The 22,925-nt window shown below is 66.9% G+C and carries 22 protein-coding genes and 1 riboswitch; of the genes, 11 read left to right on the top strand and 11 right to left on the bottom strand.

Going from position 1 to position 22,925, the window contains the following annotated elements; translation table 11 throughout:
• Nucleotides 1-127 precede the first annotated feature (127 nt).
• The gene (locus ACCQ08_RS11775) at nucleotides 128-1,492 is read left to right on the top strand and encodes a peptidoglycan DD-metalloendopeptidase family protein (RefSeq protein WP_373449874.1); all 1,365 of its coding nucleotides are present in this window, start codon (nucleotides 128-130) and stop codon (nucleotides 1,490-1,492) included.
• 78 nt (nucleotides 1,493-1,570) lie between these two features.
• The gene (locus tag ACCQ08_RS11770; RefSeq protein ID WP_373449873.1) at nucleotides 1,571-2,692 is read left to right on the top strand and encodes an anhydro-N-acetylmuramic acid kinase; all 1,122 of its coding nucleotides are present in this window, start codon (nucleotides 1,571-1,573) and stop codon (nucleotides 2,690-2,692) included.
• Between the two features lie 3 nt (nucleotides 2,693-2,695).
• On the opposite strand, the gene mdtD is transcribed toward ACCQ08_RS11770, so the two are convergent.
• The 4 genes from mdtD to rplM all read right to left on the bottom strand — a co-directional run bounded on the left by mdtD (nucleotide 2,696) and on the right by rplM (nucleotide 5,611).
• On the bottom strand, nucleotides 2,696-4,120 hold the full coding sequence (mdtD, locus tag ACCQ08_RS11765) for a multidrug transporter subunit MdtD (protein ID WP_313335310.1): 1,425 nt from the start codon (nucleotides 4,118-4,120) through the stop codon (nucleotides 2,696-2,698).
• 100 nt (nucleotides 4,121-4,220) lie between these two features.
• A complete protein-coding gene (gene erpA / locus ACCQ08_RS11760; protein WP_021026899.1) occupies nucleotides 4,221-4,586 on the bottom strand; it encodes an iron-sulfur cluster insertion protein ErpA in 366 nt (121 codons plus the stop codon).
• A 192-nt stretch (nucleotides 4,587-4,778) separates the two neighbouring features.
• Nucleotides 4,779-5,171 carry a 30S ribosomal protein S9 gene (gene rpsI / locus ACCQ08_RS11755; protein WP_021026900.1) on the bottom strand — a complete coding sequence of 131 codons (393 nt, stop codon included), beginning with the start codon at nucleotides 5,169-5,171 and terminating at the stop codon, nucleotides 4,779-4,781.
• 11 nt (nucleotides 5,172-5,182) lie between these two features.
• Nucleotides 5,183-5,611 carry a 50S ribosomal protein L13 gene (gene rplM, locus ACCQ08_RS11750; protein WP_230780412.1) on the bottom strand — a complete coding sequence of 143 codons (429 nt, stop codon included), beginning with the start codon at nucleotides 5,609-5,611 and terminating at the stop codon, nucleotides 5,183-5,185.
• Nucleotides 5,612-5,945: 334 nt separating this feature from the next.
• Between rplM and ACCQ08_RS11745 the strand changes: the two genes are divergently transcribed.
• On the top strand, nucleotides 5,946-6,833 hold the full coding sequence (locus tag ACCQ08_RS11745; protein ID WP_312410947.1) for a 23S rRNA (adenine(2030)-N(6))-methyltransferase RlmJ: 888 nt from the start codon (nucleotides 5,946-5,948) through the stop codon (nucleotides 6,831-6,833).
• Nucleotides 6,834-6,918: 85 nt separating this feature from the next.
• Here ACCQ08_RS11745 and ACCQ08_RS11740 read toward each other — a convergent pair whose 3' ends face one another.
• The 5 genes from ACCQ08_RS11740 to ACCQ08_RS11720 all read right to left on the bottom strand — a co-directional run bounded on the left by ACCQ08_RS11740 (nucleotide 6,919) and on the right by ACCQ08_RS11720 (nucleotide 12,606).
• Complete coding sequence (locus tag ACCQ08_RS11740) at nucleotides 6,919-7,761, bottom strand: septal ring lytic transglycosylase RlpA family protein (protein WP_373449872.1); 843 nt, start codon at nucleotides 7,759-7,761, stop codon at nucleotides 6,919-6,921.
• 71 nt (nucleotides 7,762-7,832) lie between these two features.
• Entirely contained in the window at nucleotides 7,833-8,660 is an 828-nt protein-coding gene (gene metF / locus ACCQ08_RS11735) for a methylenetetrahydrofolate reductase [NAD(P)H] (RefSeq protein ID WP_373449871.1), read from the bottom strand.
• A 23-nt stretch (nucleotides 8,661-8,683) separates the two neighbouring features.
• Nucleotides 8,684-9,886, bottom strand: coding sequence for a TlyA family RNA methyltransferase (locus ACCQ08_RS11730; protein ID WP_373449870.1), 1,203 nt, complete (start codon nucleotides 9,884-9,886; stop codon nucleotides 8,684-8,686).
• Between the two features lie 394 nt (nucleotides 9,887-10,280).
• Nucleotides 10,281-11,711, bottom strand: a complete 1,431-nt coding sequence (ahcY, locus tag ACCQ08_RS11725) for an adenosylhomocysteinase (RefSeq protein WP_312410961.1) — start codon at nucleotides 11,709-11,711, stop codon at nucleotides 10,281-10,283.
• 74 nt (nucleotides 11,712-11,785) lie between these two features.
• Nucleotides 11,786-11,883: riboswitch (S-adenosyl-L-homocysteine riboswitch) on the bottom strand.
• A gap of 18 nt (nucleotides 11,884-11,901) precedes the next feature.
• Entirely contained in the window at nucleotides 11,902-12,606 is a 705-nt protein-coding gene (locus ACCQ08_RS11720; RefSeq protein WP_239809496.1) for a response regulator, read from the bottom strand.
• A 112-nt stretch (nucleotides 12,607-12,718) separates the two neighbouring features.
• On the opposite strand from ACCQ08_RS11720, the gene cobG reads away from it, so the two are divergent.
• From cobG to cobJ, 4 genes are read left to right on the top strand one after another with little or no spacing between them, the layout of a single operon-like run.
• Nucleotides 12,719-13,993: a precorrin-3B synthase gene (cobG, locus tag ACCQ08_RS11715; protein ID WP_373449869.1), complete on the top strand. Its 1,275-nt coding sequence runs from the start codon at nucleotides 12,719-12,721 to the stop codon at nucleotides 13,991-13,993.
• A complete protein-coding gene (locus ACCQ08_RS11710; RefSeq protein ID WP_312410968.1) occupies nucleotides 13,993-14,622 on the top strand; it encodes a precorrin-8X methylmutase in 630 nt (209 codons plus the stop codon). The genes cobG and ACCQ08_RS11710 overlap by 1 nt, the downstream gene beginning before the upstream one ends.
• Nucleotides 14,612-15,373: a precorrin-2 C(20)-methyltransferase gene (gene cobI / locus ACCQ08_RS11705; RefSeq protein ID WP_373449868.1), complete on the top strand. Its 762-nt coding sequence runs from the start codon at nucleotides 14,612-14,614 to the stop codon at nucleotides 15,371-15,373. The genes ACCQ08_RS11710 and cobI overlap by 11 nt, the downstream gene beginning before the upstream one ends.
• On the top strand, nucleotides 15,367-16,170 hold the full coding sequence (gene cobJ, locus ACCQ08_RS11700) for a precorrin-3B C(17)-methyltransferase (protein WP_312463510.1): 804 nt from the start codon (nucleotides 15,367-15,369) through the stop codon (nucleotides 16,168-16,170). Before cobI ends, cobJ begins: the two co-directional genes overlap by 7 nt.
• Here cobJ and ACCQ08_RS11695 read toward each other — a convergent pair.
• Nucleotides 16,140-16,898 carry a cobalt-precorrin-6A reductase gene (locus tag ACCQ08_RS11695; RefSeq protein ID WP_373449867.1) on the bottom strand — a complete coding sequence of 253 codons (759 nt, stop codon included), beginning with the start codon at nucleotides 16,896-16,898 and terminating at the stop codon, nucleotides 16,140-16,142. The two genes, cobJ and ACCQ08_RS11695, sit on opposite strands and share 31 nt — an antisense overlap.
• On the opposite strand from ACCQ08_RS11695, the gene cbiE reads away from it, so the two are divergent.
• Genes cbiE through cobF form a run of 4 tightly spaced genes read left to right on the top strand, consistent with a single transcriptional unit; the run spans nucleotide 16,897 to nucleotide 20,247 of the window.
• Nucleotides 16,897-18,090 carry a precorrin-6y C5,15-methyltransferase (decarboxylating) subunit CbiE gene (gene cbiE / locus ACCQ08_RS11690; RefSeq protein WP_373449866.1) on the top strand — a complete coding sequence of 398 codons (1,194 nt, stop codon included), beginning with the start codon at nucleotides 16,897-16,899 and terminating at the stop codon, nucleotides 18,088-18,090. The genes ACCQ08_RS11695 and cbiE overlap by 2 nt on opposite strands.
• Entirely contained in the window at nucleotides 18,087-18,566 is a 480-nt protein-coding gene (locus tag ACCQ08_RS11685; protein WP_312463507.1) for a cobalamin biosynthesis protein, read from the top strand. Before cbiE ends, ACCQ08_RS11685 begins: the two co-directional genes overlap by 4 nt.
• Complete coding sequence (cobM, locus tag ACCQ08_RS11680) at nucleotides 18,563-19,411, top strand: precorrin-4 C(11)-methyltransferase (RefSeq protein ID WP_373449865.1); 849 nt, start codon at nucleotides 18,563-18,565, stop codon at nucleotides 19,409-19,411. The genes ACCQ08_RS11685 and cobM overlap by 4 nt, the downstream gene beginning before the upstream one ends.
• Nucleotides 19,408-20,247 carry a precorrin-6A synthase (deacetylating) gene (gene cobF, locus ACCQ08_RS11675; RefSeq protein ID WP_373449864.1) on the top strand — a complete coding sequence of 280 codons (840 nt, stop codon included), beginning with the start codon at nucleotides 19,408-19,410 and terminating at the stop codon, nucleotides 20,245-20,247. Before cobM ends, cobF begins: the two co-directional genes overlap by 4 nt.
• Here cobF and ACCQ08_RS11670 read toward each other — a convergent pair.
• Nucleotides 20,229-22,919 (bottom strand): DUF4118 domain-containing protein, encoded by a 2,691-nt coding sequence (locus ACCQ08_RS11670; RefSeq protein WP_373449863.1) that lies wholly within the window; start codon nucleotides 22,917-22,919, stop codon nucleotides 20,229-20,231. The two genes, cobF and ACCQ08_RS11670, sit on opposite strands and share 19 nt — an antisense overlap.
• Nucleotides 22,920-22,925: the final 6 nt, after the last annotated feature.

Below are 22,925 nucleotides of genomic sequence, written 5' to 3'. Positions count from 1 at the left end.
GAACGCTGCACATGAAGTTTTTTTTGTGCCTTCTTGTTAAAAAACCACCCACCGCGCCTGCAGACGCGGTTTGTTTTGGCTCCGTAAACGCAGCCGGCAAGAGGCATTCCATAACCGGGATGGAACATTGAACAACGGATTCATCACCGCTGGCAGCCTCGTCATTCGCCAGTTGGTCAATACCGCCCAAGCACACCCCAAGCGTCTCGCTGCAGCACTGGCCGTCATGTTGATGACCGGTGGCGGCGCCGCTTTCGCTGTGGCAGAGCTGGGCCCCAATCCGTCCGACATGCCTGTGCAGACCGTGGAATACCCCGTCGAGTCGCTGGCTTCGGACATTTCGATTGCAGACCTGGTCGACGGACCGGGTTTTTCTTTGTACCGCACCGACGAGGTGCGCAGCAACGACACGCCAGAGTCCCTGCTGCGCCGCCTCGGCGTGGCTGACCCGGCTGCCGCGGCCTTCATCCGCAGCAACGCCAAGGCCCGCAGCGCCATCATTGGCAAGGCTGGCCGCCAGATCACCGCCGAGACCACCCAAAGCCATGAGCTGACGACCCTCACGGTGCGTTGGGCGGGCGAGAACAGCGATGTGTTCCAGCGCTTCAGCATCCGCAAGGCCGACGGCAAGTTCGACACCTTGACCGAATTCCTGCCGCTGACCCGTGGCACGCGCCTGTCGGGTGGCATCATCCGCAGCTCGCTGTATGCGGCCACCGATGCCGCCAGCCTGCCCGACAACGTCTCGAACCAGATGGTCGAAGTGTTTGCCGACAAGATCGATTTCCGCCGTGCGCTGCGCGCCGGTGACCGTTTCTCGCTGGTCTACGAAACGCTCGAAGCCGATGGCGAAGTGCTGGGCACCGGCCGTCTGCTGAGCGCCGAGTTCCGCAACAACGGCAAGACCCATGAGGCGCTGTGGTTCCAGGACTCCCCCAAGGACAAGGGCGCGTACTACAACTTTGCCGGCGAAAGCGGCGAGCGCAGCTACATCGGCTCGCCCGTCAAGTACACCCGCGTCTCCAGCGCATTCGCGATGCGCGTGCACCCCATCCACAAGACCTGGTCCGCCCACAAAGGCACCGACCTGGCAGCCCCCCAAGGCACGCCGGTGCGCACTGTCGGCGATGGCCTGGTGACCTTTGCCGGCGTGCAAAACGGCTACGGCAATGTGATCTACATCGACCATGGCAACAAGCACGAAACCGTCTATGCCCACCTGAGCCGCATCGCCGTCAAGCAAGGCGCGCGCGTGGGCAAGGGTGACGAAATCGGCGCCGTCGGCCAGACCGGCTGGGCCACGGGGCCCCATCTGCATTTTGAGTTCCGCGTCGCCGGCGAGCAGCGTGACCCGCTGGCGATGGTGGCCGAGAGCGAAACCAGCAAGCCCATCAGCCGCCAGGCCCGCGCCAAGTTCGACAACCTCGCCAACAGCATGCGCCTGGCCCTGAACGACCAGATGCTGATGCTCGAGACCAACGCCAACCAGTAAACCGGTAAGGCGCCCCCGCCCCCAGGCCCCCACAATCTTGGTATTGTTGGGGCCTTTGCTTTTGCAGGCTTAACAACAATGACTGAACGCTTTATTGGCCTGATGTCCGGCACCTCGCTGGATGGTGTGGATGGTGTGATTGCCCAATGGCAGGACGGCCGCATGGAGGTGCTGCAGTACGCCAGCACCGGCTTTGCCCCCGAGCTGCGGGCCGAGCTGCTGGCGCTCAACAGCGCTGGCGAGCATGAGCTGCACCGCGCCGCGCTGGCCGGCAATGCACTGGCACGCAGCTATGCACAGGTGGTCGATCGGCTGCTCGCGCGCAGCCAGCTGCAGCCCGGTGATATCACCGCCATCGGTGCCCATGGCCAGACCGTGCGCCACCAGCCAGGCTTGTGGGATGGCACCGGCTATACCTTGCAGCTGAACAGCCCCGCGCTGCTGGCGGAGCTGAGCGGCATCACCGTGGTGGCCGATTTCCGCAGCCGCGATGTGGCTGCAGGCGGCCAGGGTGCGCCGCTGGTGCCTGCCTTCCACCACAGTGTGTTTGGCGGTGCCGGCGCGCTGGGCAGCCCACGCTGGGTGCTCAACATCGGGGGCATCTCCAATATCAGCCGCCTCGAAGGCGACGACATCCGGGGCTGGGACTGCGGCCCCGGCAATGCGCTGATGGACCACTGGTGCCAGCTGAACACTGGCGAACCTTATGACGACGGCGGCCGCTGGGCGGCCAGCGGCCAGGTGATTCCGGCCCTGCTGGCGGCCTTCATGGAAGAGCCCTTTTTCCAGCTGCCGCCTCCCAAGAGCACCGGGCGCGACCTGTTCAACCCCGCCTGGCTGGCCCCGCTGCTCGAGCGCCATGCGCCCGGCGCAGCGCCTGCCGATGTGCAGGCCAGCCTGGCCGCCTTCACCGCGCTGGCGATTGCGCAGGACATGCAGCGCCACGGCGCAGCCGAGGGTCAGACCTTGATCGGCTGCGGCGGCGGGGCGCTCAACCAGCATCTGTTGCAGCGCCTGGCCGATCTGCTGCCCGGCATCGCCGTGGACAGCTCGGCCGAGCATGGCCTGCCTCCGGTGCAGGTCGAGGCCAGCGCCTTTGCCTGGCTGGCCCGCCAGTGCTGGCAGAGCCTGCCCGGCAACCTGGCGGCGGTCACCGGGGCGCGCGGGCCCCGGGTGCTGGGCGCGATCTACCCGCGCTAGCGGTCAGGCATCCCCGCCGTCGGGCGCCGGCTTGACCGGCTCATCCTTGTCAAGCTGGCTGAACACCAAGGTGGCAGCCAAGGTCATCAAGGCCACGGTCAGGAAGGTCGCGTGGATGGCGCGCAGCGACTTGTCCGGGTCGGTGACCCAGCGGTCGGCGTAGCCCGACAGCAGCGCGCCGGCCAGGGCCACGCCAATGCCCATGGCCAGCATCTGCACCATCGACAAGAGGCTGTTGCCGCTGCTGGCAAACTCGCCATCCAGGTCCTTCAGGGTGACGGAGTTCATCGCCGAGAACTGCATGGAGTTGAAGCCGCCGAACACAAACAGCTGCAGCAGCAGCAACCACGGCGGCTGGCTGGCGCTGGCCCAGGCAAAGCTGGCCAGCATGAGCGCGACCATCACCGAGTTGACCTGCAGCACGCGGCGGTAGCCGAAGTGCTGCACCGTCTGCACTGCAAAGCGCTTGACCAGCATGCTGCCCAGCACGGTGGCCAGCATCATCATGCCGGCGTTCATCGGTGCCATGCCCAGGCCCACCTGCAGCAGCAGCGGGATCAGAAACGGCGCAGCCCCCGTGCCGAAGCGGGCAAACAGATTGCCCAGCAGGCCCACGCGCAGCGAGCGGACACGAAACAGCATCGGGGGAAACAAGGGTTCGGGCACGCGCATCGCATGCATCCAGTAGCTGGCCAGGCTGGCCAGGCCAAACACCATCAGCACCACCACCAAGGCCATGCCCAGGCCCATGCCGGACATGCCATCGAGCGCCACCGAGATAGCCACCATGCCGAACGACAGCAGCGCATAGCCCAGGCCGTCGAACTTGCGCGGCACCGACCAGGTGGTCTCGGGCATCCAGCGGCGCGCCGCCCAGACGCCGAACAGGCCGACCGGCACATTGATCCAGAAGATCCAGTTCCAGGTGGCGACCTCCACCAGCCAGCCGCCCAGGGTCGGGCCCAGCAAGGGTCCGATCTGGCCGGGAATGGCGATGAAGCTCATCGCGCGGATGAAATCCCCTTTCGGGTGGCTGCGCAACACCGCCAGGCGCCCCACCGGCAGCATCATCGCCCCGCCCACGCCCTGCACCACGCGCGCAGCAATCAAGAAGCCCAGGCTGGGCGAGAGCGCGCACAGCACCGAGCCCAGCACAAACAGCGCAATCGCCCACATGAAGACGCGGCGCGTGCCAAAGCGGTCGGCAATCCAGCCCGATGCTGGAATCAGCATGGCCGTGGTGAGTGAGTAGGCCACGATGACCGACTGCATCTTCAGCGGGCTTTGGCCCAGCGAATGGGCCATCGCTGGCAGCGCAATGTTCAGGATCGTGGCATCGAGCGACTGCAGAAAAAAGGCAATCGCCACCAGCCAGAGCAGGCGCTCCTTGTGGGGCGCGACGGGGCGTGGGGTCAGTTCAGCGGACATGGGCAAAACAAAAGCCGCTGGTCAACAGCGGCTTGAGGCAAAGGGTGGTGGACCAGAAGGCAAGCAGCAGAGCCATGCCTTCCATCACGTGCTGCGCGGCTTATACCGAGAAGCTCGATCCGCAACCGCAGGTGGTCGTGGCGTTCGGGTTCTTGATCACGAACTGTGCGCCCTGCAGGTCTTCCTTGTAATCGATCTCGGCGCCCAGCAGGTACTGGTAGCTCATCGCATCGATCAGCAGCGACACGCCGTTCTTGGTCATAGTCGTGTCGTCATCGTTGGCGATCTCGTCAAAGGTGAAACCGTACTGGAAGCCCGAGCAACCGCCGCCTTGCACGAACACGCGCAGCTTCAGGTCCGGATTGCCTTCCTCGGCAATCAGATCGGCCACCTTGGCCGCTGCGCTGTCGGTAAAGACAATCGGGGTGGGCATTTCCGTCATGGTGTTTTCTGCAACTTCGCTCATGGGAGACGACTCCTGTCTTATTTGATGTACTGCAAAGAATGGTACTCCAATCGCCACCTTCACGCAGCCCGCCCGCCGGGTGACGCCAATTGCAGTGTGGGAATACCCCGATCGGTTCCGAGAACGTGTTGACGGTCTCAACAGCCATAAAAAAACCGCCCCGAGGGGCGGTTCTTGGCAAGTAGCCAGCAATTAACGCTTGGAGAACTGCTTTGCGCGGCGTGCAGAGTGCAGACCGACCTTCTTACGCTCGACTTCACGTGCGTCACGGGTCACGAAGCCAGCTTGGCTCAGTTGCGACTTCAGTGCTGCGTCGTAATCGATCAGAGCGCGGGTGATGCCGTGGCGGGTGGCACCGGCTTGGCCGGATTCACCGCCGCCGTGCACGTTGACCTGGATGTCGAAGGTTTCGACATTGCCGGTCAGCACCAGAGGCTGCTTTGCAATCATGATCGAGGTTTCGCGGCCGAAATATTGTTGAATGTCCTTGCCATTCACAACAATCTTGCCGGAGCCCTTTTTCAGAAACACACGGGCGACGCTGGATTTGCGACGGCCGGTGCCATTGTTCCAATCACCAATCATCTCGGGACTCCTTAGATTTCCAGCACTTTAGGCTGTTGGGCGGTGTGAGGATGCTCATCACCACCGTAGACCTTCAGCTTCTTGATCATGGCGTAGCCCAGAGGACCCTTGGGCAGCATGCCCTTGACAGCCTTCTCGAGCGCACGGCCAGGGAACTTGGCTTGCAGGTCGCGGAAGTTGGTGGCAGTGATGCCGCCGGGGAAGCCCGAATGACGGTAGTACACCTTGTCCGTGTTCTTGGTACCAGTGACCTTGAGCTTGGAGGCGTTGATGATGACGATGTAGTCACCGGTGTCAACGTGAGGTGTGTAAATGGCCTTGTGCTTGCCGCGCAGACGGAGTGCCACTTCGCTGGCGACACGTCCGAGCACCTTATCGGTGGCGTCAATCACAAACCACTCGTGTTGCACCTCAGCGGGTTTTGCGCTGAATGTAGACATGAGTTTTCTCTTTCAATAGAGGGTTTGGCGAATCCTTTTCCGCGGTCGGTGCTTCTTCTAGACGCGAGGAACTTGCGCAGGAAGCCTCTTAGGCGGGATACCCGGTTGCCGCGTAACCTTGCGGGCCCACTGCAACCAGTCTTCGCCGCGGGATTCATAAAAATCGCTGCGAAGCTCTCCATTATAAAAGCTTTTGCGCAAAGCGTAAAGTGCCTCCTCACATTCCCCAAAGGGCCGGGTTCGGGCGTATTCCGGGGTTTTTTGGCGTCCATAACCGCTGCCGCATGCCCCTTTGGCGCCGTAGCACGGCGCATATCGCTACCATTGGCGCCCTATGTTCAGTTACCGCCACGCCTTCCATGCCGGCAATCATGCCGATGTGCTCAAGCACACCATCCTGATTGCATCCCTGCAATACATGACGCAAAAAGAGGCGGCATTGGTTGCACTGGACACCCATGCCGGGGCGGGCCTGTACCGCCTGGACGGCGACTACGCCACGACCAGTGCCGAGGCCGACGAAGGCATTCGCCGCCTCGAAGGTGCCAAGGACCTGTGCCCCATGCTGCAAGACTATGTGGACATGGTCAAAGCCTTCAACACCAGCAGCACCTACAAGGTCTACCCGGGCTCGCCCTTCATCGCGCAGCGCCTGCTGGGCGACCGCGACAAGCTCAAGCTGTTTGAGCTGCACCCTACCGACTGCCGTTCGTTGACGGGCAACATCGCGCAGTTGAAGGCCGGCCGCCAGGTCCAGGTGCTGCTGGAAGACGGTTTTGAAGGCGTGAAGAAGTTCCTGCCCCCGCCATCGCGCCGCGCGTTCCTGCTGTGCGATCCGAGCTACGAGATGAAGACCGACTATGGCCGTGTGCTCGACATGGTGGCCGACAGCATGCAGCGCTTCCCCACTGGCACCTATGCGGTCTGGTACCCGATCATTCCGCGCCAGGAAGCCCATGACCTGCCGCGCCGCCTCAAGACCCTGGCCAACAAGTTTGGCAAGAGCTGGCTCAACGCCGAGCTGACGGTCAAGAACAGCAAGATCACCACGGCCATGCGCCAGGGTGAGGAAAAGCGCCCCGGCCTGCCTGCCAGCGGCATGTTCCTAATCAACCCGCCCTTCACCCTGAAGGACCAGCTCAAGACCGCCCTGCCCCAAATGGCCGAGCTGCTGCAGCAAGACAGCAATGCCGGCTATGTGCTGGAGAGCGGCGGCAAGTAAGCACCGCCAAGCCAGTCAGCCGCCATCGCAAAACGCAGGCCATCCATCGGATGGCCTGCGTTTTTTGCTTTTGTGCGCTGAGGCTTTATCTTTTGCGCCGTGCTGCAGCCGCTGCCTTGCCAGGCTTGGCCTGTGCCTTGGTGGCCGGCACCATGGCCCGCACACGGCCACGGTGTGGCACCGCCGCCTTCGCTGCCGGCTGGCCGCGCGCACCATTACCGGCCAACGCACCGCTGCCGCGCCGCCCGGCCAGCACAAACGATGGGCAGTCGTCGTCATCGTCATCCAGGGTCCACAGCTCCACCGGCTTGATGCCCAGGCCCAGCATGCCCAGCTCCTGGGCAGCGCCCTGGCTCAGGTCGATGATGCGGTCGCCGGCATAAGGGCCCCGGTCATTGATGCGCACCACCACCGCCTTGCCGGTGACCATGCTGCGCACACAGACCTGGGTGCCAAAAGGCAGGGTTTTGTGTGCTGCTGTCAGGCCTTCTTTGTCAAAGCGCTCGCCATTGGCCGTCTTGCGGCCATGGAACTGGCCGCCATACCAGGAGGCCATGCCTTGCTGGTCGGCTGATCGGTAAGGGTCTTGCTTGAGGGCGGGAGGAATGTCGGGCACATCCCAGGGGCGGGACAGCCCATCGATACTGCTGAGCGGTGCCGACGGCGGCAGCACCAGGCCCAGGCCACGGCGCTCACCGGCCAGTGCCAGTTCCTCTGGCGCGGTCGAGGTGATGGCCGCCTCTGTGGCGGAGCGCTCCGGCGGGATAAACGCGGCTTCGGGATGCACAGGGCCGGGCGCGGTGCTGTCTGGCTGCGCCGGCGGCGCGCTGTCGACATCGCTGGGCACATGCACGCAGCCACCCGCCAGCGCGGCCAGGCTGACAGCGGCCAGCCAGCCTCGGCATCGCGATCGTGTGGATGTGGGCAACAGCAACTCCTGGTCTTTCCGCGCTTGGGCACATTCGAGGCCACCACGCTGCAAGACCACAGCGCTGTTGGCTACAGCCCCAGCCGGTCGCAGATCGCCAGTGTGGCTGCGCTTTGGTTCATGGTGTAGAAGTGCAGACCGACGGCACCACGGCGGCGCAGGTCCTCGCACATCTGGGTCACTACATCCAGGCCAAAGGCACGGATGCTGGCAACATCATCTCCATAGCCTTGCAGTCGCAGACGAATCCAGCGCGGGATCTCGGCACCGCAGGCATCCGAAAAGCGCATCAGCTGCGTCGATCCGGTGATCGGCATAATACCCGGGATGACCGGCAGGTCCACACCGCGTTTTTGTAAATCTTCTTGAAATCTGCAAAAGGCATCGGCGTTGAAGAAGTACTGCGTGATGGCCGAATCTGCCCCGGTTTTCACCTTGGCCAGAAAGGCCTGCAGGTCCGCTTCCGGGCTGCGCGCTTGCGGATGCATCTCCGGATAGGCGGCCACTTCGATGTGGAAATCCTGGCCGAATTCGTCGCGGATAAACGTCACCAAATCGCTGGCGTAGTGGAACTCACCGCCCAGGCCGTAGCCACTGGGCAGGTCGCCGCGCAAGGCCACCAGGCGCTTGACGCCCATGTCCTTGAGCTGCTGCAGCTGCGCGCGCACCGTTTGTTTAGTGGCGCCCACACAAGAGAAGTGCGAAGCCGCATCCACGCCCTCGTCGAGGATGGCCTTGACCACGCCAAAGGTGCCCTCTTGCGTGGAGCCGCCCGCGCCATAAGTGACCGAGCAAAACTGGGGCTTGCGCGCATACAGCGCCTGGCGCACCACGCGCAGCTTCTCAGCGCCTTCGGGCGTCTTGGGCGGGAAAAATTCAAAACTGATCGGAAAAGACATCGGCGTCTCCAGGTCCTCAACACTTAACGTTCGTTGCGCTTTTTCTGCTTCGAGCGCGCGGGCCCCGGCTGTCCAAAACTGGCCGCTTCGGGGTCCACGTACAGCTCCTGCAGATCACGCTTGGCACGCATATCGGCACGCGAGGGGCGCTTGGCAGCGGCCTTTTTCGCAGGCGCTGCAGGGGCATCCGCACTGGCATCGGCAGCTGCAGGCACGGGCGCCTTGACGACCGCGCCTTGCTGGGCATGCACAAAGAACTCATGGTTGCCGTCGCCGCCATCAATGGCCGAATCCATCCATTGCTTGACCTCCAGGCCCAGCTCGGCGAGGCAGGCGCGGATGCGCTGTTCCACCTCGGCATACAAGGCCTTGTCGCGCACAATGCCGCCCTTGCCAATCTGGCCGGGCTGCAGCTCGAACTGGGGCTTGACCAGCATCAGCAGCTGGCCGCCAGGCTTGAGCACGCTCACCATCGCTGGCAGCACCAAGGTCAGCGAGATGAAGGACAGATCGCCGGTGACAAAGTCAAACTCGGGGCGGATATCGATGTTCTCGGTACCGGGTCGGCGGCGGCGCTCGACGGGGGCCGTGCCCTCCGCCTTGGCGCGCTGCTTGGCACTGCGCTCAGCCTTGAAGTCCTCGATCTCCTGCTCTTTGGCGTCCTGGCTATCGTCGTATTCGTCATCGACCTGGCCGCCATTGCGCATCCAGGCATAAGGGGCCACCGGCTGGGTGTCGTTGTCCTCTTCTTCCAGCACGATCTCGGTCAAGGCCAGATCGCAGGCCGCTTCCAGGGATTCAGGCGTCAGCGCGCGGGCATTGAAGCCCTCGACACAGACCACGCGCTCATCGGCGCGCAGGCGCTCATGCAGTTGGCCCGTACCCACATCAACACCGATCACCTGCCGGGCACCCGCCTGCAGCAGGCAGTCGGTAAAGCCACCGGTGCTCTGGCCCACGTCCAGGCAGCGCAGGTCCTTGACCACCAGGCCGGTCGCCGCCAACGCGCCTTCCAGCTTGAGGCCGCCACGCGAGATGTACTTGGCTTCCGAGTCATCGAGCAGCTCCACATCGGCGCCTGCTGGAATCTCGTCACCGTTCTTGGCCACCTTGATCCAGGGGGCCAGCGAGGTGGTGCGCCACTGCACACCCGCAGCAATCAGGCGCTGCGCCTGCGAGCGGGTCGACGCCAGGCCCGTTTCCACCAAAAACACATCTGCGCGCATGCGCGTTCCTTCAATCAAAACGACCGGCCGGCCCGCCAGGCGGGGCAGCCAGTCTTCACAACAAATGCCCTAGGGACCCTCTGCAAAACTCCCTGCCGTGGTCTGAACGCGGGCTCGGGCAATCCGCTTCGTTGTCTTCCTTGCCAATAGCTACGGCTATTGACTGCAAAAGACGCCTTGCGTCTCATCCCGATCCGCGTCCATCCCGCTTGGCGAGGGTTTTGCAGAGGATCCCTAGAGGGCTGCAGCGCCAGGCGGCACACAAGGGTGTCACCAGGCGCTGCCCCAGAGGCGCCAAGACGGCCCATGAGACGAGGCGCAAAGCCGCAGGCAGTACAAGCGTACGACAAGGCGAAGCAACGACGTATCAGGGGCCGTATTAGCGGCTCCTGGCTTAGTAGCGGTAGGTTTCGGGCTTGTAAGGGCCTTCCTTCTTCACGCCGATGTAGTCCGCTTGCGCCTGGGTCAGTTCGGTCAGTTGGGCGCCGACCTTCTTCAGGTGCAGGCGTGCGACCTTCTCGTCCAGCACCTTGGGCAGCACATAAACCTTGCCCACTTCGTAGGCGTCGGGGCGGGTGAACAGCTCGATCTGCGCCAGGGTCTGGTTGGCAAAGGAGTTGGACATCACAAAGCTGGGGTGGCCGGTGGCGCAACCCAGGTTCACCAGGCGGCCCTTGGCCAGCAGGATGATCTTCTTGCCATCGGGGAAGGTGATGTGGTCGACTTGCGGCTTGATCTCTTCCCACTCGTACTTCTCGATCGATGCGACATCGATTTCGTTGTCGAAGTGACCGATGTTGCAGACGATGGCCTCGTCCTTCATCGCGACCATGTGCTCGTGGCGGATGATGTCCTTGTTGCCGGTGGTGGTCACGAAGATGTCGCACTTGTCAGCAGCGTACTCCATGGTCACGACCTTGTAGCCTTCCATCGCGGCCTGCAGGGCGTTGATCGGGTCGATCTCGGTCACCCAGACCTGGGCGCGCAGCGCAGTCAGCGCCTGGGCGCAGCCCTTGCCCACGTCACCGTAGCCAGCGACCACGGCCACCTTGCCGGCGATCATCACATCGGTTGCGCGCTTGATGCCGTCCACCAGCGATTCGCGGCAGCCGTAGAGGTTGTCGAACTTGGACTTGGTCACCGAGTCGTTGACGTTGATCGCGCGGAACAGCAGCGAGCCGTTGGCCGACATTTCGTTCAGGCGGTGCACGCCGGTGGTGGTCTCTTCGGTCACGCCCAGAATCTGGGCCGACTTGCGGCTGTACCAGGTCGGATCGACGGCCAGCTTGGCCTTGATCGCAGCAAACACGATCTTCTCTTCTTCGCTGCCGGGGTTGGCCAGCACGGAGAGGTCCTTCTCGGCCTTCTTGCCCAGGTGCATCAGCATCGTCGCATCGCCGCCGTCGTCCAGGATCATGTTCGGGCCTTCGCCTTCGGTGCCCTTGGCGCCGAATTCAAAGATCGCGTGGGTGTAATCCCAGTAGTCCTTCAGCGACTCGCCCTTGATCGCGTACACGGGCACGCCGGTTTCGGCGATGGCGGCAGCGGCGTGGTCCTGGGTCGAGAAGATGTTGCACGATGCCCAGCGCACTTGGGCACCCAGGGCCGTCAGCGTCTCGATCAGCACGGCGGTCTGGATGGTCATGTGCAGCGAGCCGGTGATGCGCGCGCCCTTCAAGGGCTGGGCAGCAGCGAACTCTTCACGCACGGCCATCAGGCCAGGCATTTCGGTTTCGGCAATCTTGATTTCCTTGCGGCCCCAAGCGGCCAGGGAAATATCGGTAATCGCAGAGTCAGCGGGATTGAAGCGAACAGCAGCGTTCATGGTTTTCTCCAAAAATTGAATGAAAAACCACGTTCCGCGGAAGAAGGGGAAAGACCATCTCACCGCACAGAAAGCGTGGGTGAGCGTCGTTGCGAGATGAAATCCGAGCCTCACGCCCCGTGGTGGTCTGGCGCCTGCCAGACTGGGAAACGCTGCAACGCTCCTCGGATGGAGTGCGATTATAAGGGCATCAGCCCTGTAACCCCACCAGGCGGTAGCCCACTTGCAACTCGGTGAGCAGATGCCGGGGCTGGGCCGGCTCGGCCTCGATCTTCTGGCGCAGGTTGGCCATGTGCACGCGCAGGTAATGCGGCCGGTCCAGGTACTCCGGCCCCCAGACCTGCAGCAGCAACTGGCGGTGCGTCAGCACCCGGCCCTGGCCGGCAATCAGCGCCGCCAGCAGCCGGAACTCGATAGGGGTCAGGTGCACGGCCACGCCCGCCTGGCGCACCTCATGCGTGGCCAGGTCCACCTCCACATCGCCAAAACGCACCGTGCTGCCGGGCTTGTCGCCCCCGCTGCGCTGGCCCCGGCGCAGCATCACGCGCAGCCGCGCCAGCAACTCGGGCACGCCAAAGGGTTTGCTCAGGTAGTCATCGGCGCCAGCGTCCAGTGCGGCCACCTTTTCCTCTTCCTGGTCGCGGGCCGAGAGCACCAGCACCGGCAGCCCACTCCAGCCGCGCAGCTCGGTGATCAAGGTCTTGCCATCGGCATCGGGCAGGCCCAGGTCCAGCACCAGCGCATCGGGCTGGCGGCTGGCCGCCTCGATCAGACCGCGCCGGGCGCTGTCGGCTTCAAAGACCTGCCAGCCTTCGTCCTCCATGGCCAGACGCACAAAGCGGCGGATATTGGGATCGTCGTCCACCAGGAGGATGCGGGGGGCTGCAAGCGTCATGCGCCCGATTGTGACAAAAAACCGGGGTGGTTTGCGCCTGTGTACCGAGAGGAAGCGGGCACTTCGCTACACTTCAGCACCCTGGCACTGCCGCTGCACTGCCGCCTGCCCCATGTTTGCAAGCCCACCTTCTTCCCCTCCACAGACCCAAGGCTGGTGCCCTGGCGCCTGGCAGCCCATGGCCTCCGGCGATGGGCTGGTGGTGCGGGTGCGGCCGCCGCTGGGCAGGCTGTCGGCCGCGCAGGCACTGCGTCTGGCCGAGCTGGCAGAGGCGCATGGCGCCGGCCTGCTGGAGCTCACCAGCCGCGCCAATATCCAGCTGCGCGGCGTGGCCCCCGATCAGCACAGCAGCCTGCTCGATGCGCTGGCCGCCCAGGGCCTGCTGGACCCAGACGCGCGCCAGGAGCAGCTGCGCAACCTGGTCATCGACCCGCTGTGCGCACCCGATGACGGCGTGCTGGCACTGGCCGAGGCACTGCAGCAGGCGCTGGTGGCCGACACAGCGCTGGATGGCCTGCCCGCCAAGTTTGGCTTCTCGCTGGCCAGTGGCCGCCATGGTGGCCTGGCCGAGGTGGCCGCCGATGTGCAGCTGGTGCGCGATGGCACCCAGGGCTGGCGGCTGCAGGTGCCCGGCCAGCCCGTCGCCTGGCAGGCGGACAGCGCACCCCTCACCGTGCAAGCCGCGCTGGTACTGGCCCGCTGGTGCGCCGCCCAGGCCCGCGCACGGCGTGCGGCGGGTGAACACCCGGGCCGCCTGCCCCAGCTGCTGCGCCAGGCGCAGGCCCAGCCAGGCGCATGGCCGCTCTTGGCCTTGCCCGCTGGCCTGCGCGAAGTCCCCTGTTATCTGCCTGCCGATGGCAGCCCAGCACCTGGCTGGCAATGCGGCCTGGGCCTCTTGGTGGCCGCGCCGCTGGGCCGGGTCACTGCCGGCGCATTGGCGCGCCTGGCCCGCAGCGGCATCCGCAGCCTGCGGCTGACCCCCTGGCGCATGCTGCTGGTCGAAGGCCTGGCGCCTTCCGGCAGCGCAGTGCTGGCAGCGGCAGGCCTGGACGACCCCGCGCACTGGATCCGCGATCCGCAAGATGCCCGCCTGCGCGTGTCGGCCTGCAGTGGCGCGCCCGGCTGCCGCCAGGCGCTGGCGCCTACGCAGGATCTGGCGCTGGCGCTGGCCCCCCATGTGCCCGATGGCGCGCACCTGCATGTCTCGGGCTGCGCCAAGGGCTGTGCACGCCAGCTGCCGTCGACCGTGACCTTGGTGGCGCAAGCGGGCCCGGATGGGCCCGTGTTTGGCTACGCCCGCGATGCGACGGCCCAGGCCGCCCCCGATTCCCGCTGGAGCGCGCGCAGTCTGCGCGACAATCCCGGGCTGATGTTTGAAGAAATCTGATGGTTCATACCTACGAAACCAATGGCGCCGAGATCTATCGGCAGTCTTTCGCCACCATTCGCCGCGAGGCCGACCTGCAGCGCTTTACCCCCGGTGAGGAGCGCGTAACGGTACGCATGATCCATGCCGCCGGCATGGTCGAGCTGGCCGCGCATGTGCAGTTCTCCGCCGGTGTCGTGGCCGCCGGCCAGCGCGCGCTGGAAGCGGGCGCTCCCGTGCTCTGCGATGTGCGCATGGTCAGCGAAGGCATTACCCGCTCGCGCCTGCCCGCAGGCAATCCGGTCATCTGCACCCTGCACGAGCCCGGTGTGGCCGAGCTGGCGCAGAAGATGAACAACACCCGCAGCGCCGCTGCGCTGGAGCTGTGGCGCCCGCACTTGGCCGGCGCCGTCGTGGCGATTGGCAATGCGCCGACCGCCCTCTTCCACCTGCTCAACATGCTGCAGGACCCGGGCTGCCCTCGCCCAGCGGCCATCATCGGCTGCCCGGTGGGCTTTATTGGCGCAGCCGAATCCAAGCAGGCGCTGATGCAGGACCTGCCGGTGCCTTCGATGATCGTGCGCGGCCGCCTGGGCGGCTCGGCGATGACCGTGGCCGCCGTCAATGCGATGGCCAGCCATGTTGAATAAGTCCCACCTGGCCGCCCCGGGCCTCATCTGCGTAGGCCTGGGCCCGGGCGACCCCGAGCTGATGAGCATCAAGGCCGACCGCCTGGTGCGTGGCGCCCGCCATGTGGCCTTTTTCCGCAAAAAAGGCCGGCCCGGCAAGGCCCGCCAGCTGGTCGAGGGCATGCTCAGCAGCGAGGCCGCCGAGTACCCGATGGAGTACCCGGTGACCACCGAGATCCCGGTGGACAGCCCCGCCTATGTGCAGCAGCTGGCGCAGTTCTACGATGACTGGTGCCTGCGCCTGGCCGCGCTGGCCAAGCAGGAGCAGGTGGTGGTGCTCTGCGAGGGCGACCCCTTTCTCTACGGCTCCTTCATGCACCTCTACACCCGGCTGCGCGCGCGCGGCGATGTGGACCTGCAGGTGGTGCCCGGCATCCCCGGCATGGTGGGCTGCTGGCATGCCACCGGTGAGCCCATCACCTGGGGTGACGATGTGCTGAGCGTGATGACCGGCACCCTGTCCGAAGACGAGCTGGTGCGCCGCATGGACACGGCCGATGCGCTGGTGGTGATGAAGGTGGGCCGCAACCTGCCCCGCATCCGCCGCGCACTGGCCCGCGCAGGCCGGGCCGATGCTGCCTGGCTGGTGCAAAACGGCACCACCGAGCAGCAGCAGGTGGCGCGCCTCTCAGACGTGGGCGACGAGGTCTGCCCCTACTTTGCGATCGTGCTGGTGCATGGCCAGGGCCGCCGCCCGGAGGCCGCATGGTAGGCCGCGGCCAGCTGACCATTGCCGGCCTGGGCCCCGGCGGCCTGGAACAGATCACGCCCGCCGTGCTGCAGGCCTTGCTGGCGGCCGACGCGGTCGTGGGCTACTTTCCCTATGTGGCGCGTGCGCAGGCCCTGGTGGCGCAGAGCGCGCCGGCGGGCAGCCGCCAGCCCCAATGGCTCGCGTCGGACAACCGGGTGGAGCTGGAACGCGCCCAGCAGGCGCTGGAACTGGCAGCCCAGGGCCGCCAGGTCGTCGTGGTCTCTTCCGGTGACCCGGGTGTGTTCGCGATGGCATCGGCGGTGTTTGAAGCCTTGGAGCGCGCGCCAGGTGCGCAGGCCGAGCGCTGGCTGGCGCTGGATGTGCAGGTACTGCCCGGCGTTACCGCGATGCTGGCCGCCGCCGCCCGCGCAGGCGCGCCGCTGGGCCATGATTTTTGCTGCATCAATCTGTCGGACAACCTCAAGCCCTGGCCGGTGATTGCCCGCCGCGTGGCACTGGCGGCCGAGGCCGATTTTGCGATGGCCTTCTACAACCCGCGCTCGCACAGCCGGCCCGAGGGCTTCAACCGCCTGCTGGCCCTGCTGCGCGCGCATTGCGAGCCCGAGCGGCTGCTGGTGTTTGCCCGCGCCGTCTCCACGCCCGAGGAATCGCTGCAGGTCTGCAGCCTGGCCGAGGCCCAGCCCGAGATGGCCGATATGCGCACCGTCGTGCTGGTGGGCAACCGCCTCACCCGCCGCGTGGGGCGCTACACCTACACGCCGCGCTATTACGGTGATGTGGACGGCAAGGCGCCATGACGGAGCCAATGCATGACCGCCGCCACGCTGTCGGTGCGCGGCCGCAGCGGCAGTGCCGGGCGCTGCACCATCACGACCGGCAGGCCCAGCGCACGGGCAGCGTCGATCTTGCCCTGCGTGGCGGAGCCGCCGGCATTCTTGGCCACCAGCCAGGCGATGCCGTGCTGCTGCAGCAAGGCCAGGTCGTCTGCCATGCTGAAAGGTCCCCGGCCCAGCACCACCGTATGCCGGGGCAGCGGCAAGCTGCCGGGCTGGGGTGCATCGACCAGGCGCAACAGGTAATGGTGCTGCGGGCAGGCGGCAAAGGCATCGAGCTGTTTGCGCCCCACGGCCAGAAACACCCGGCTGGGCGCCTGGGGCAGCGCGCTGGCGGCAGCGGCCATGCTGGCGACGTCGGTCCAGCGGTCGCCGGGCTGCGCCTGCCAGGGCGCGCGCTCCAGCGCCAGCAAGGGCGTGCCGGTGGCTTCGCAGGCCGCGCAGGCGTTGCGGCTCATCTGCGCAGCAAAGGGATGGGTGGCATCCACCACATGGCTGATGCCCTGGGTGCGGATAAAGTCCGCCAGGCCCTGGGCCCCGCCAAAGCCGCCGCTGCGTGTGGGCAGCGGCTGGGCCAGTGGTTGCTGGGTGACCCCGGCATACGAGAAGCAGGCCCGCACACCCGCCTGGTGCAGGGCCTGGGCCAACTCGCTGGCGCCGCTGGTGCCGCCCAGCAGGAGAACATGCGTCATGACTGATCCCTGGTTGACGTTGATAGGTCTGAACGAGGATGGATTGTCAGGCCTCAGCGCAGCGGCTCAGCTGGCATTGGACCAGGCTGAGCTGGTATTTGGCGGCCCCCGCCATCTGCAGCTGGCCGCCATCGATGCGCGTGGCCGCCCCTGGCCCCAGCCTTTTGATGTGGCCCCGGTGCTGGCCGCGCGGGGCCGGCGGGTGGTGGTGCTGGCCTCGGGCGACCCCTTCTGGCATGGCGTGGGCGGCAGCCTGGCCGCGCATCTGCAGCCTGATGAGTGGCGCTGCCATGCCCAGCCCTCGACTTTTTCACTGGTTGCCGCCCGCCTGGGCTGGCGGCTGGAAGCCTGCGACTGCCTGGGCCTGCATGCCAGCCCCATTGCGCAGCTGCTGCCCCGCCTGGCGCCTGGCCGCCAGCTGATCACCCTGCTGCGCGATGGCGACGCCGTGCGGCAGCTGGCCGATTGGCTGCGCGAGGAAGGCTGGGGCCAGAGCCCCTTGTGGGTGATGGAGGCCGTGGGCGGCCCGCGCGAGCGCTGCCGCATGCTGCGCGCCGATGAGGCCGCCACTGCGTTGCAGGCCGACCCGGCGCAGGCGCCCGTGACCGTGGCCTTTATCGCCCAGGGGGGCCCTGCCTTGCCGGCCGTGCCCGGCAGGCCGGACGGCTGGTATGCCCACGATGGCCAGATCACCAAGGCACCGGCGCGTGCGCTGACCCTTGCCACCTTGGCCCCCCGGCCGGGCGAGCGGCTCTGGGACATTGGCGGCGGCTCGGGCTCGGTGGCCGTGGAATGGTGCCTGGCCGGAGGCCAGGCCATCAGCATTGAGCAGCATGCCGCGCGCGTGGACAACATCCGCCGCAATGCCGAGCGCTTTGGCCTGCAGGCCCGCATGCAGGTGGTGCACGGCCTGGCGCCAGAGGCTTTGCAAGACCTGCCCGCGCCCCAGGCCATCTTTGTTGGCGGCGGTTTTGACACCGCGCTGTTTGCCGCACTGCGGGCCCACATGCCCACAGGCTGCCGCCTGGTGGTGAATGCCGTGACCTTGGAGACCCAGGCGCTCTTGGTGCAGCTGCATGGTGAGCTGGGCGGCCAGCTGCTGCAGCTGGAGCTGTCCAGCGCGGCAGCGCTGGGCCGCATGCGCAGCTGGAAGGCCGCACGCCCGCTGGTGCAGTGGAGCTGGCAGGCATGACGGCAGCAGCGCCGCACCGCTGCGTGGTGCTGGGCATGGGTTTGCGTGCCCAGGCCCAGGCCGCCGACCTGCAGGCGCTGTGGCTGCAGGCCCGGCAGGACCAGCCCGCGCTGGCCGAGTTTTGCGCGGTGGCGGTGCTGCAAGGCAAGGAGCAGCGGCCGGCGCTGCAGCAGTGGGCCGCGCAGCTGCCGTTTGCGGTGGCGATAGTCGCGGTGGCCGAGCAGGCCCTGCCCGCGCAAGCGGTGGTGACGCAGTCGCCCCGCCTGCTGGCGCGTTACGGCACCGGCAGCGTGGCCGAGGCCGTGGCCATGTCTGCGGCTGCACCCGCCCCCCGCTTGCTGCTGGCCCGCCTGGTGGCCGGCGACGGCAGCGCCACCCTGGCCGCCGCACTGCGCGAGCGCGGCACCACCCCCTATTGTTGTCTGGCAGCGGGCCTGCGCCCGGCTGATCCACAAACCCAAGGAGTTACGGCATGACCGTGCATTTCATCGGCGCCGGCCCCGGCGCTGCCGACCTGATCACCGTGCGCGGCCGCGACCTGATGGCCAGCTGCCCCGTCTGCCTCTATGCGGGCTCGCTGATCCCGCGCGAGCTGCTGGCCCATTGCCCGCCCGGCGCGCGCATCGTCAACACCGCGTCGATGAGCCTGGACGAGATCATTGAAGAGATCCGCGCGGCCGATGCGCAGGGCCAGGATGTGGCGCGCCTGCACTCGGGCGATCTGTCGGTCTGGTCGGCCATGGGCGAGCAGCTGCGCCGCCTGCGCGCGCTGGGCATTGCCTACAGCGTGACGCCGGGCGTGCCCTCGTTTGCCGCGGCTGCCGCCACCCTGGGCGCCGAGCTGACCCTGCCTGGTTTGTGCCAGTCGGTGGTGCTGACGCGTACCTCGGGCCGCGCCACGGCGATGCCCGAGGGCGAGCAGCTGGCCGCCTTTGCCGCCACCGGCGCGGTGCTGGCGATCCACCTGTCCATCCATGTGGCCGAGAAGGTGCAAAGCGAGCTGCTGCCGCACTATGGCGCGGACTGCCCGGCTGCCATCGTCTGGCGCGCCAGCTGGCCCGATGAAACCGTTGTGCGCACCACTGTCGGCCAACTGGCCCAGGCTGTTGCGGCCAGCATGGAGCGCACCGCCATCATCCTGGTGGGCCGCAGCATCAGCGCCGAGGACTTTGGCGAGAGCCGCCTCTACGCCACCGACTACGACCGCCGCTACCGGCCCCAGGGCACCGAGCCGCGCTTTCCGGCGCCGCAGGCGGCGGTGGATACTGCCACCGACCGGCCGCTCGCAGCGGCGCCAGCGGACAGCGAAGGCCAGGCATGAGCAGCAGCTTGCCGCCGGTCGCGCTGAGCCTGATCGGCATCGGCACCGGCAACCCCGACCACCTGACCCGCCAGGCCATCGCGGCGATGAATGCAGCCGACCTGCTGCTGCTGCCCCACAAGGGCGAGGACAAGGCCGAGCTGGCTGCGCTGCGCCAATCGCTGTGCGACGCCGTGCTGCAGCAGCCCGCGCCGCAGACGGCCGGCTTTGACATGCCCGAGCGCCGCAGCCAGGGCGATGACTACCTGAACCAGGTCGATGAATGGCATGCCGCGATCACCCTGCGCTGGCAGGCCGCGATTGCGCAGGCGCTGGAGAGCGGCTTGGTGCCGCGTGCGGATAACGGCGTGCTGCAGGTGGCGCTGCTGGTCTGGGGCGATCCATCGCTCTACGACAGCACCTTGCGCATTGCCGCGCGCATGCAGCCCGCGCCGCTGCAGGTCACGGTCATCGCCGGCATCACCTCGATGCAGGCGCTCACGGCCGCACATGCAATCGCCGTCAATGACATTGGCCAGCCCTTTACCGTCACCACCGGCCGCCAGCTGCGCGAGCAAGGCTGGCCGGCCGGGGTGGACACGCTGGTGGTGATGCTCGACGGCCAGTGCAGCTTCAACAGCCTGCCGGCGGCGCAGGCCCGCGATGTCTACATCTGGTGGGGTGCCTACCTGGGCATGGCCCAGCAGTGCCTGGCGCATGGCCCTCTGGCCGAAGCGGCCGAGCGCATTGTGGCCATGCGCGCCGCAGCGCGCGCCCGGCATGGCTGGATCATGGATATCTACCTGCTGCGCCGCCTGCCCGGTGCAGCACCCTCCGGTCAATCGAGCGCAGGCTGAGGCAGCACTGGCAGCGCCAGGCTGAACACGGCCCCCGGCCCGGGCTCGGCCGCAGCGGCATGCAAACTGCCCCCATGGGCCTGCACAATGCGCTGCGCCAGCGCCAGCCCCAGGCCGATGCCGGAGATGCTGGACTCGGCATGGCCCCGGCTGAAAGGCGCAAACAGTTGATCGGGCGCCAGGTGCGCGGGCAGGCCCGGCCCACGGTCCTGCACCCGCAGGAGCAATTGGTCGTGCTCGGCCTGCGCCGTCACCAGCACGGCGGTGCCTGCCGGTGTGTACTTGCTGGCGTTGTCCAGCAGGTTGACCAGCACCCGCTCCATCATCCCGGCATCTATCCACAGCAGCGGCAAACCGGCCGGCAGCTGCAGCTGCACCGGGTGCTCGGCCAGGCGCCCAGCCAGCTGGCGCAACGCGCTGCCGACCAGCTCATCGACGGGGATCCAGGCGCGCTGCAGGTGCACGCCATCCTGCTGCAGCCGGGCCATCGCCAGCAGGTTGTCCACCAGCTGCTGCAAGGCCTGGGCCTGGTTGCGGATCTGCACCAGCATGTCCTGCGCGGGGCCAGGCGGCGCATGCGGCAGCCCGGCCTGGGCGGCACCCAGGATGCTGGTGAGGGGTGTGCGCAAATCATGCGATACCGACGACAGCAAGGTATTGCGCATGCGCTCGCCCTCCATCGCCACCTGGGTCTGCTGGGCCACCTCGACAAAGTGCACCCGCTCCAGCGCCAGCGCGATCTGGCTGGCACAGGCGTCCAGCAGGCGGCGCTCCTCGGGCACCTTGAGGCGATCGGGCGTGCGCAGCTGCAGCACCAGCACGCCGCGCGCCCGCACCGGCGCCATCAGCGGCACGTAGAGCGCCTCCGACGCCGCCAAGGTGTCCGTGCCCCGGCCGGCCATCTGGCTGTGCTCCATGCTCCAGCGGCCGACACTGCTGTCTATCGCCGCCTCGCTGCCAGGCGCTACCTGCAACTGCTCTTGCGCATCGGGCAGCAGCAGGCCCGTGCGCGCATCGAACACCCCCGATACCGTCGTCAGCGCCGTCTGCACAACCTGCGCCTGCGTCAGTGCGCCCGACAGATCACGGGCCAGGCGCGCCAGCGCACCGGCGCGGCGCTCGCGCTCTGCCGCCACCCGGGCCTCATGCCGCAGCCGCGCCATCAGCTGGCCGCAAACCAGCGCAACGCCCAGCATCAGGCAGAAGGTGAAGATGTACTGCGTGTCATTGACGCCGAAGGAGTTGCGCGGCGGCACAAAGCAAAAATCAAACAGCAGCACCGACAACAGCGCCGCCCAGGCGCCCGGCCCCCGGCCCCAGCGCAAGGCCGACAGCACCACGACCAGCAAAAACAGCATCACCACATTGGCGGGGTCAAACACCTGCAGCAGTGCCTGCGCCAGCAGCGCGGCCGCGCCGCAAGCCAGGCTGGCCCCCAGGTAGCCGCGCCAGGGCCACGGCGCCTCCCGCACCGGCGCGGGCTCGGGCCGGTTGCGCGGCCGGGGCACGGACAACAGCAGCACATCCAGGCCCGGATCCAGCCGGGCAATCTGCTCGGGCAGGCGCGATGAGGCCCAGGGCCACCAGCGCCGCGCCGCCGGCGGCACGCGGGCCAGCACCAGGTGGCTGGCATTGCGCTCACGCGCAAAATCGACCAGGGCCGCAGCGACCTGCGCACCCGGAATCGTCGCGGTATCCGCCCCCAGGCGGCCGGCCAGCGCCAGCGTTTTGAGCACGGCCTGCTGTGACTGCGCAGAGCGGTGCTGGCGCGCCGGTGCATCGACATACACCACCATCCAGTCTGCCTCCAGCCGCCGGGCCAGCCGTGCCACCTGGCGCACCAGCGCGTCGTCCCCAGCCTGGCCGCTGACGGCAACCAGCAGGCGCTCACGCGTCGGCCAGACATCGCCGATGGCGCGCTCGCGCCGGTAGTCGCGCATGTCCTCATCGACCCGGTCAGCGGTGCGGCGCAAGGCCAGCTCGCGCAAGGCCAGCAGGTTGCCCAGGCGGAAGAAATGGTGCGAGGCCCGCTCGGCCTGCTCCAGCGGGTAGATCTTGCCAGCCTTGAGGCGCTTGAGCAGCTCCTCGGGAGGCAGGTCGACGACGATGACCTCGCTGGCGTCGTCAAAGATATGGTCGGGCACGGTCTCATGGACCTGGATGCCGACAATGCCGCTGACCACATCGTTGAGGCTCTCCAGGTGCTGCACATTGAGCGTGGTCCAGACGTCGATGCCGGCATCGAGCAGCTCCTGCACATCCTGCCAGCGCTTGGGATGGCGCGACCCAGGCGCATTGCTGTGGGCCAGCTCGTCGAGCAGCAACACCTGCGGGTGGCGTGCCAATGCGGCATCCAGGTCAAAGGCCTCGCGCTGGCGGCCCTGGTGGGCCAGCATGCGGCGGGGCAGCAGCTCCAGGCCGTGCAGCTGCTGCACGGTCTCGGCCCGGCCATGGGTCTCCACCAGCCCCACCAGCACCTGGCGGCCCGCCTGGCGCTCGCGCTGCGCGGCCGCCAGCATCGCATAGGTCTTGCCCACACCGGCATTGGAGCCAAAGTAGATGCGCAGCTTGCCCCGCGCCGCTTGCTGCTGGTCGGCCTTGAGCTGGGCGACCAGCGCGTCCGGGTCGGGCCGTGCAGCGGCTGCGCTGGGGGTGTTGCTGAGGTTGGGCATGGTGGC

The sequence above is a fragment of the Comamonas sp. SY3 genome, from assembly GCF_041730275.1.
In the GTDB taxonomy this organism is placed as follows: domain Bacteria; phylum Pseudomonadota; class Gammaproteobacteria; order Burkholderiales; family Burkholderiaceae_C; genus Comamonas; species Comamonas sediminis.
Note: the sequence above shows the minus strand (reverse complement) of the source record. Positions and strands in the feature narration are given on the sequence as shown.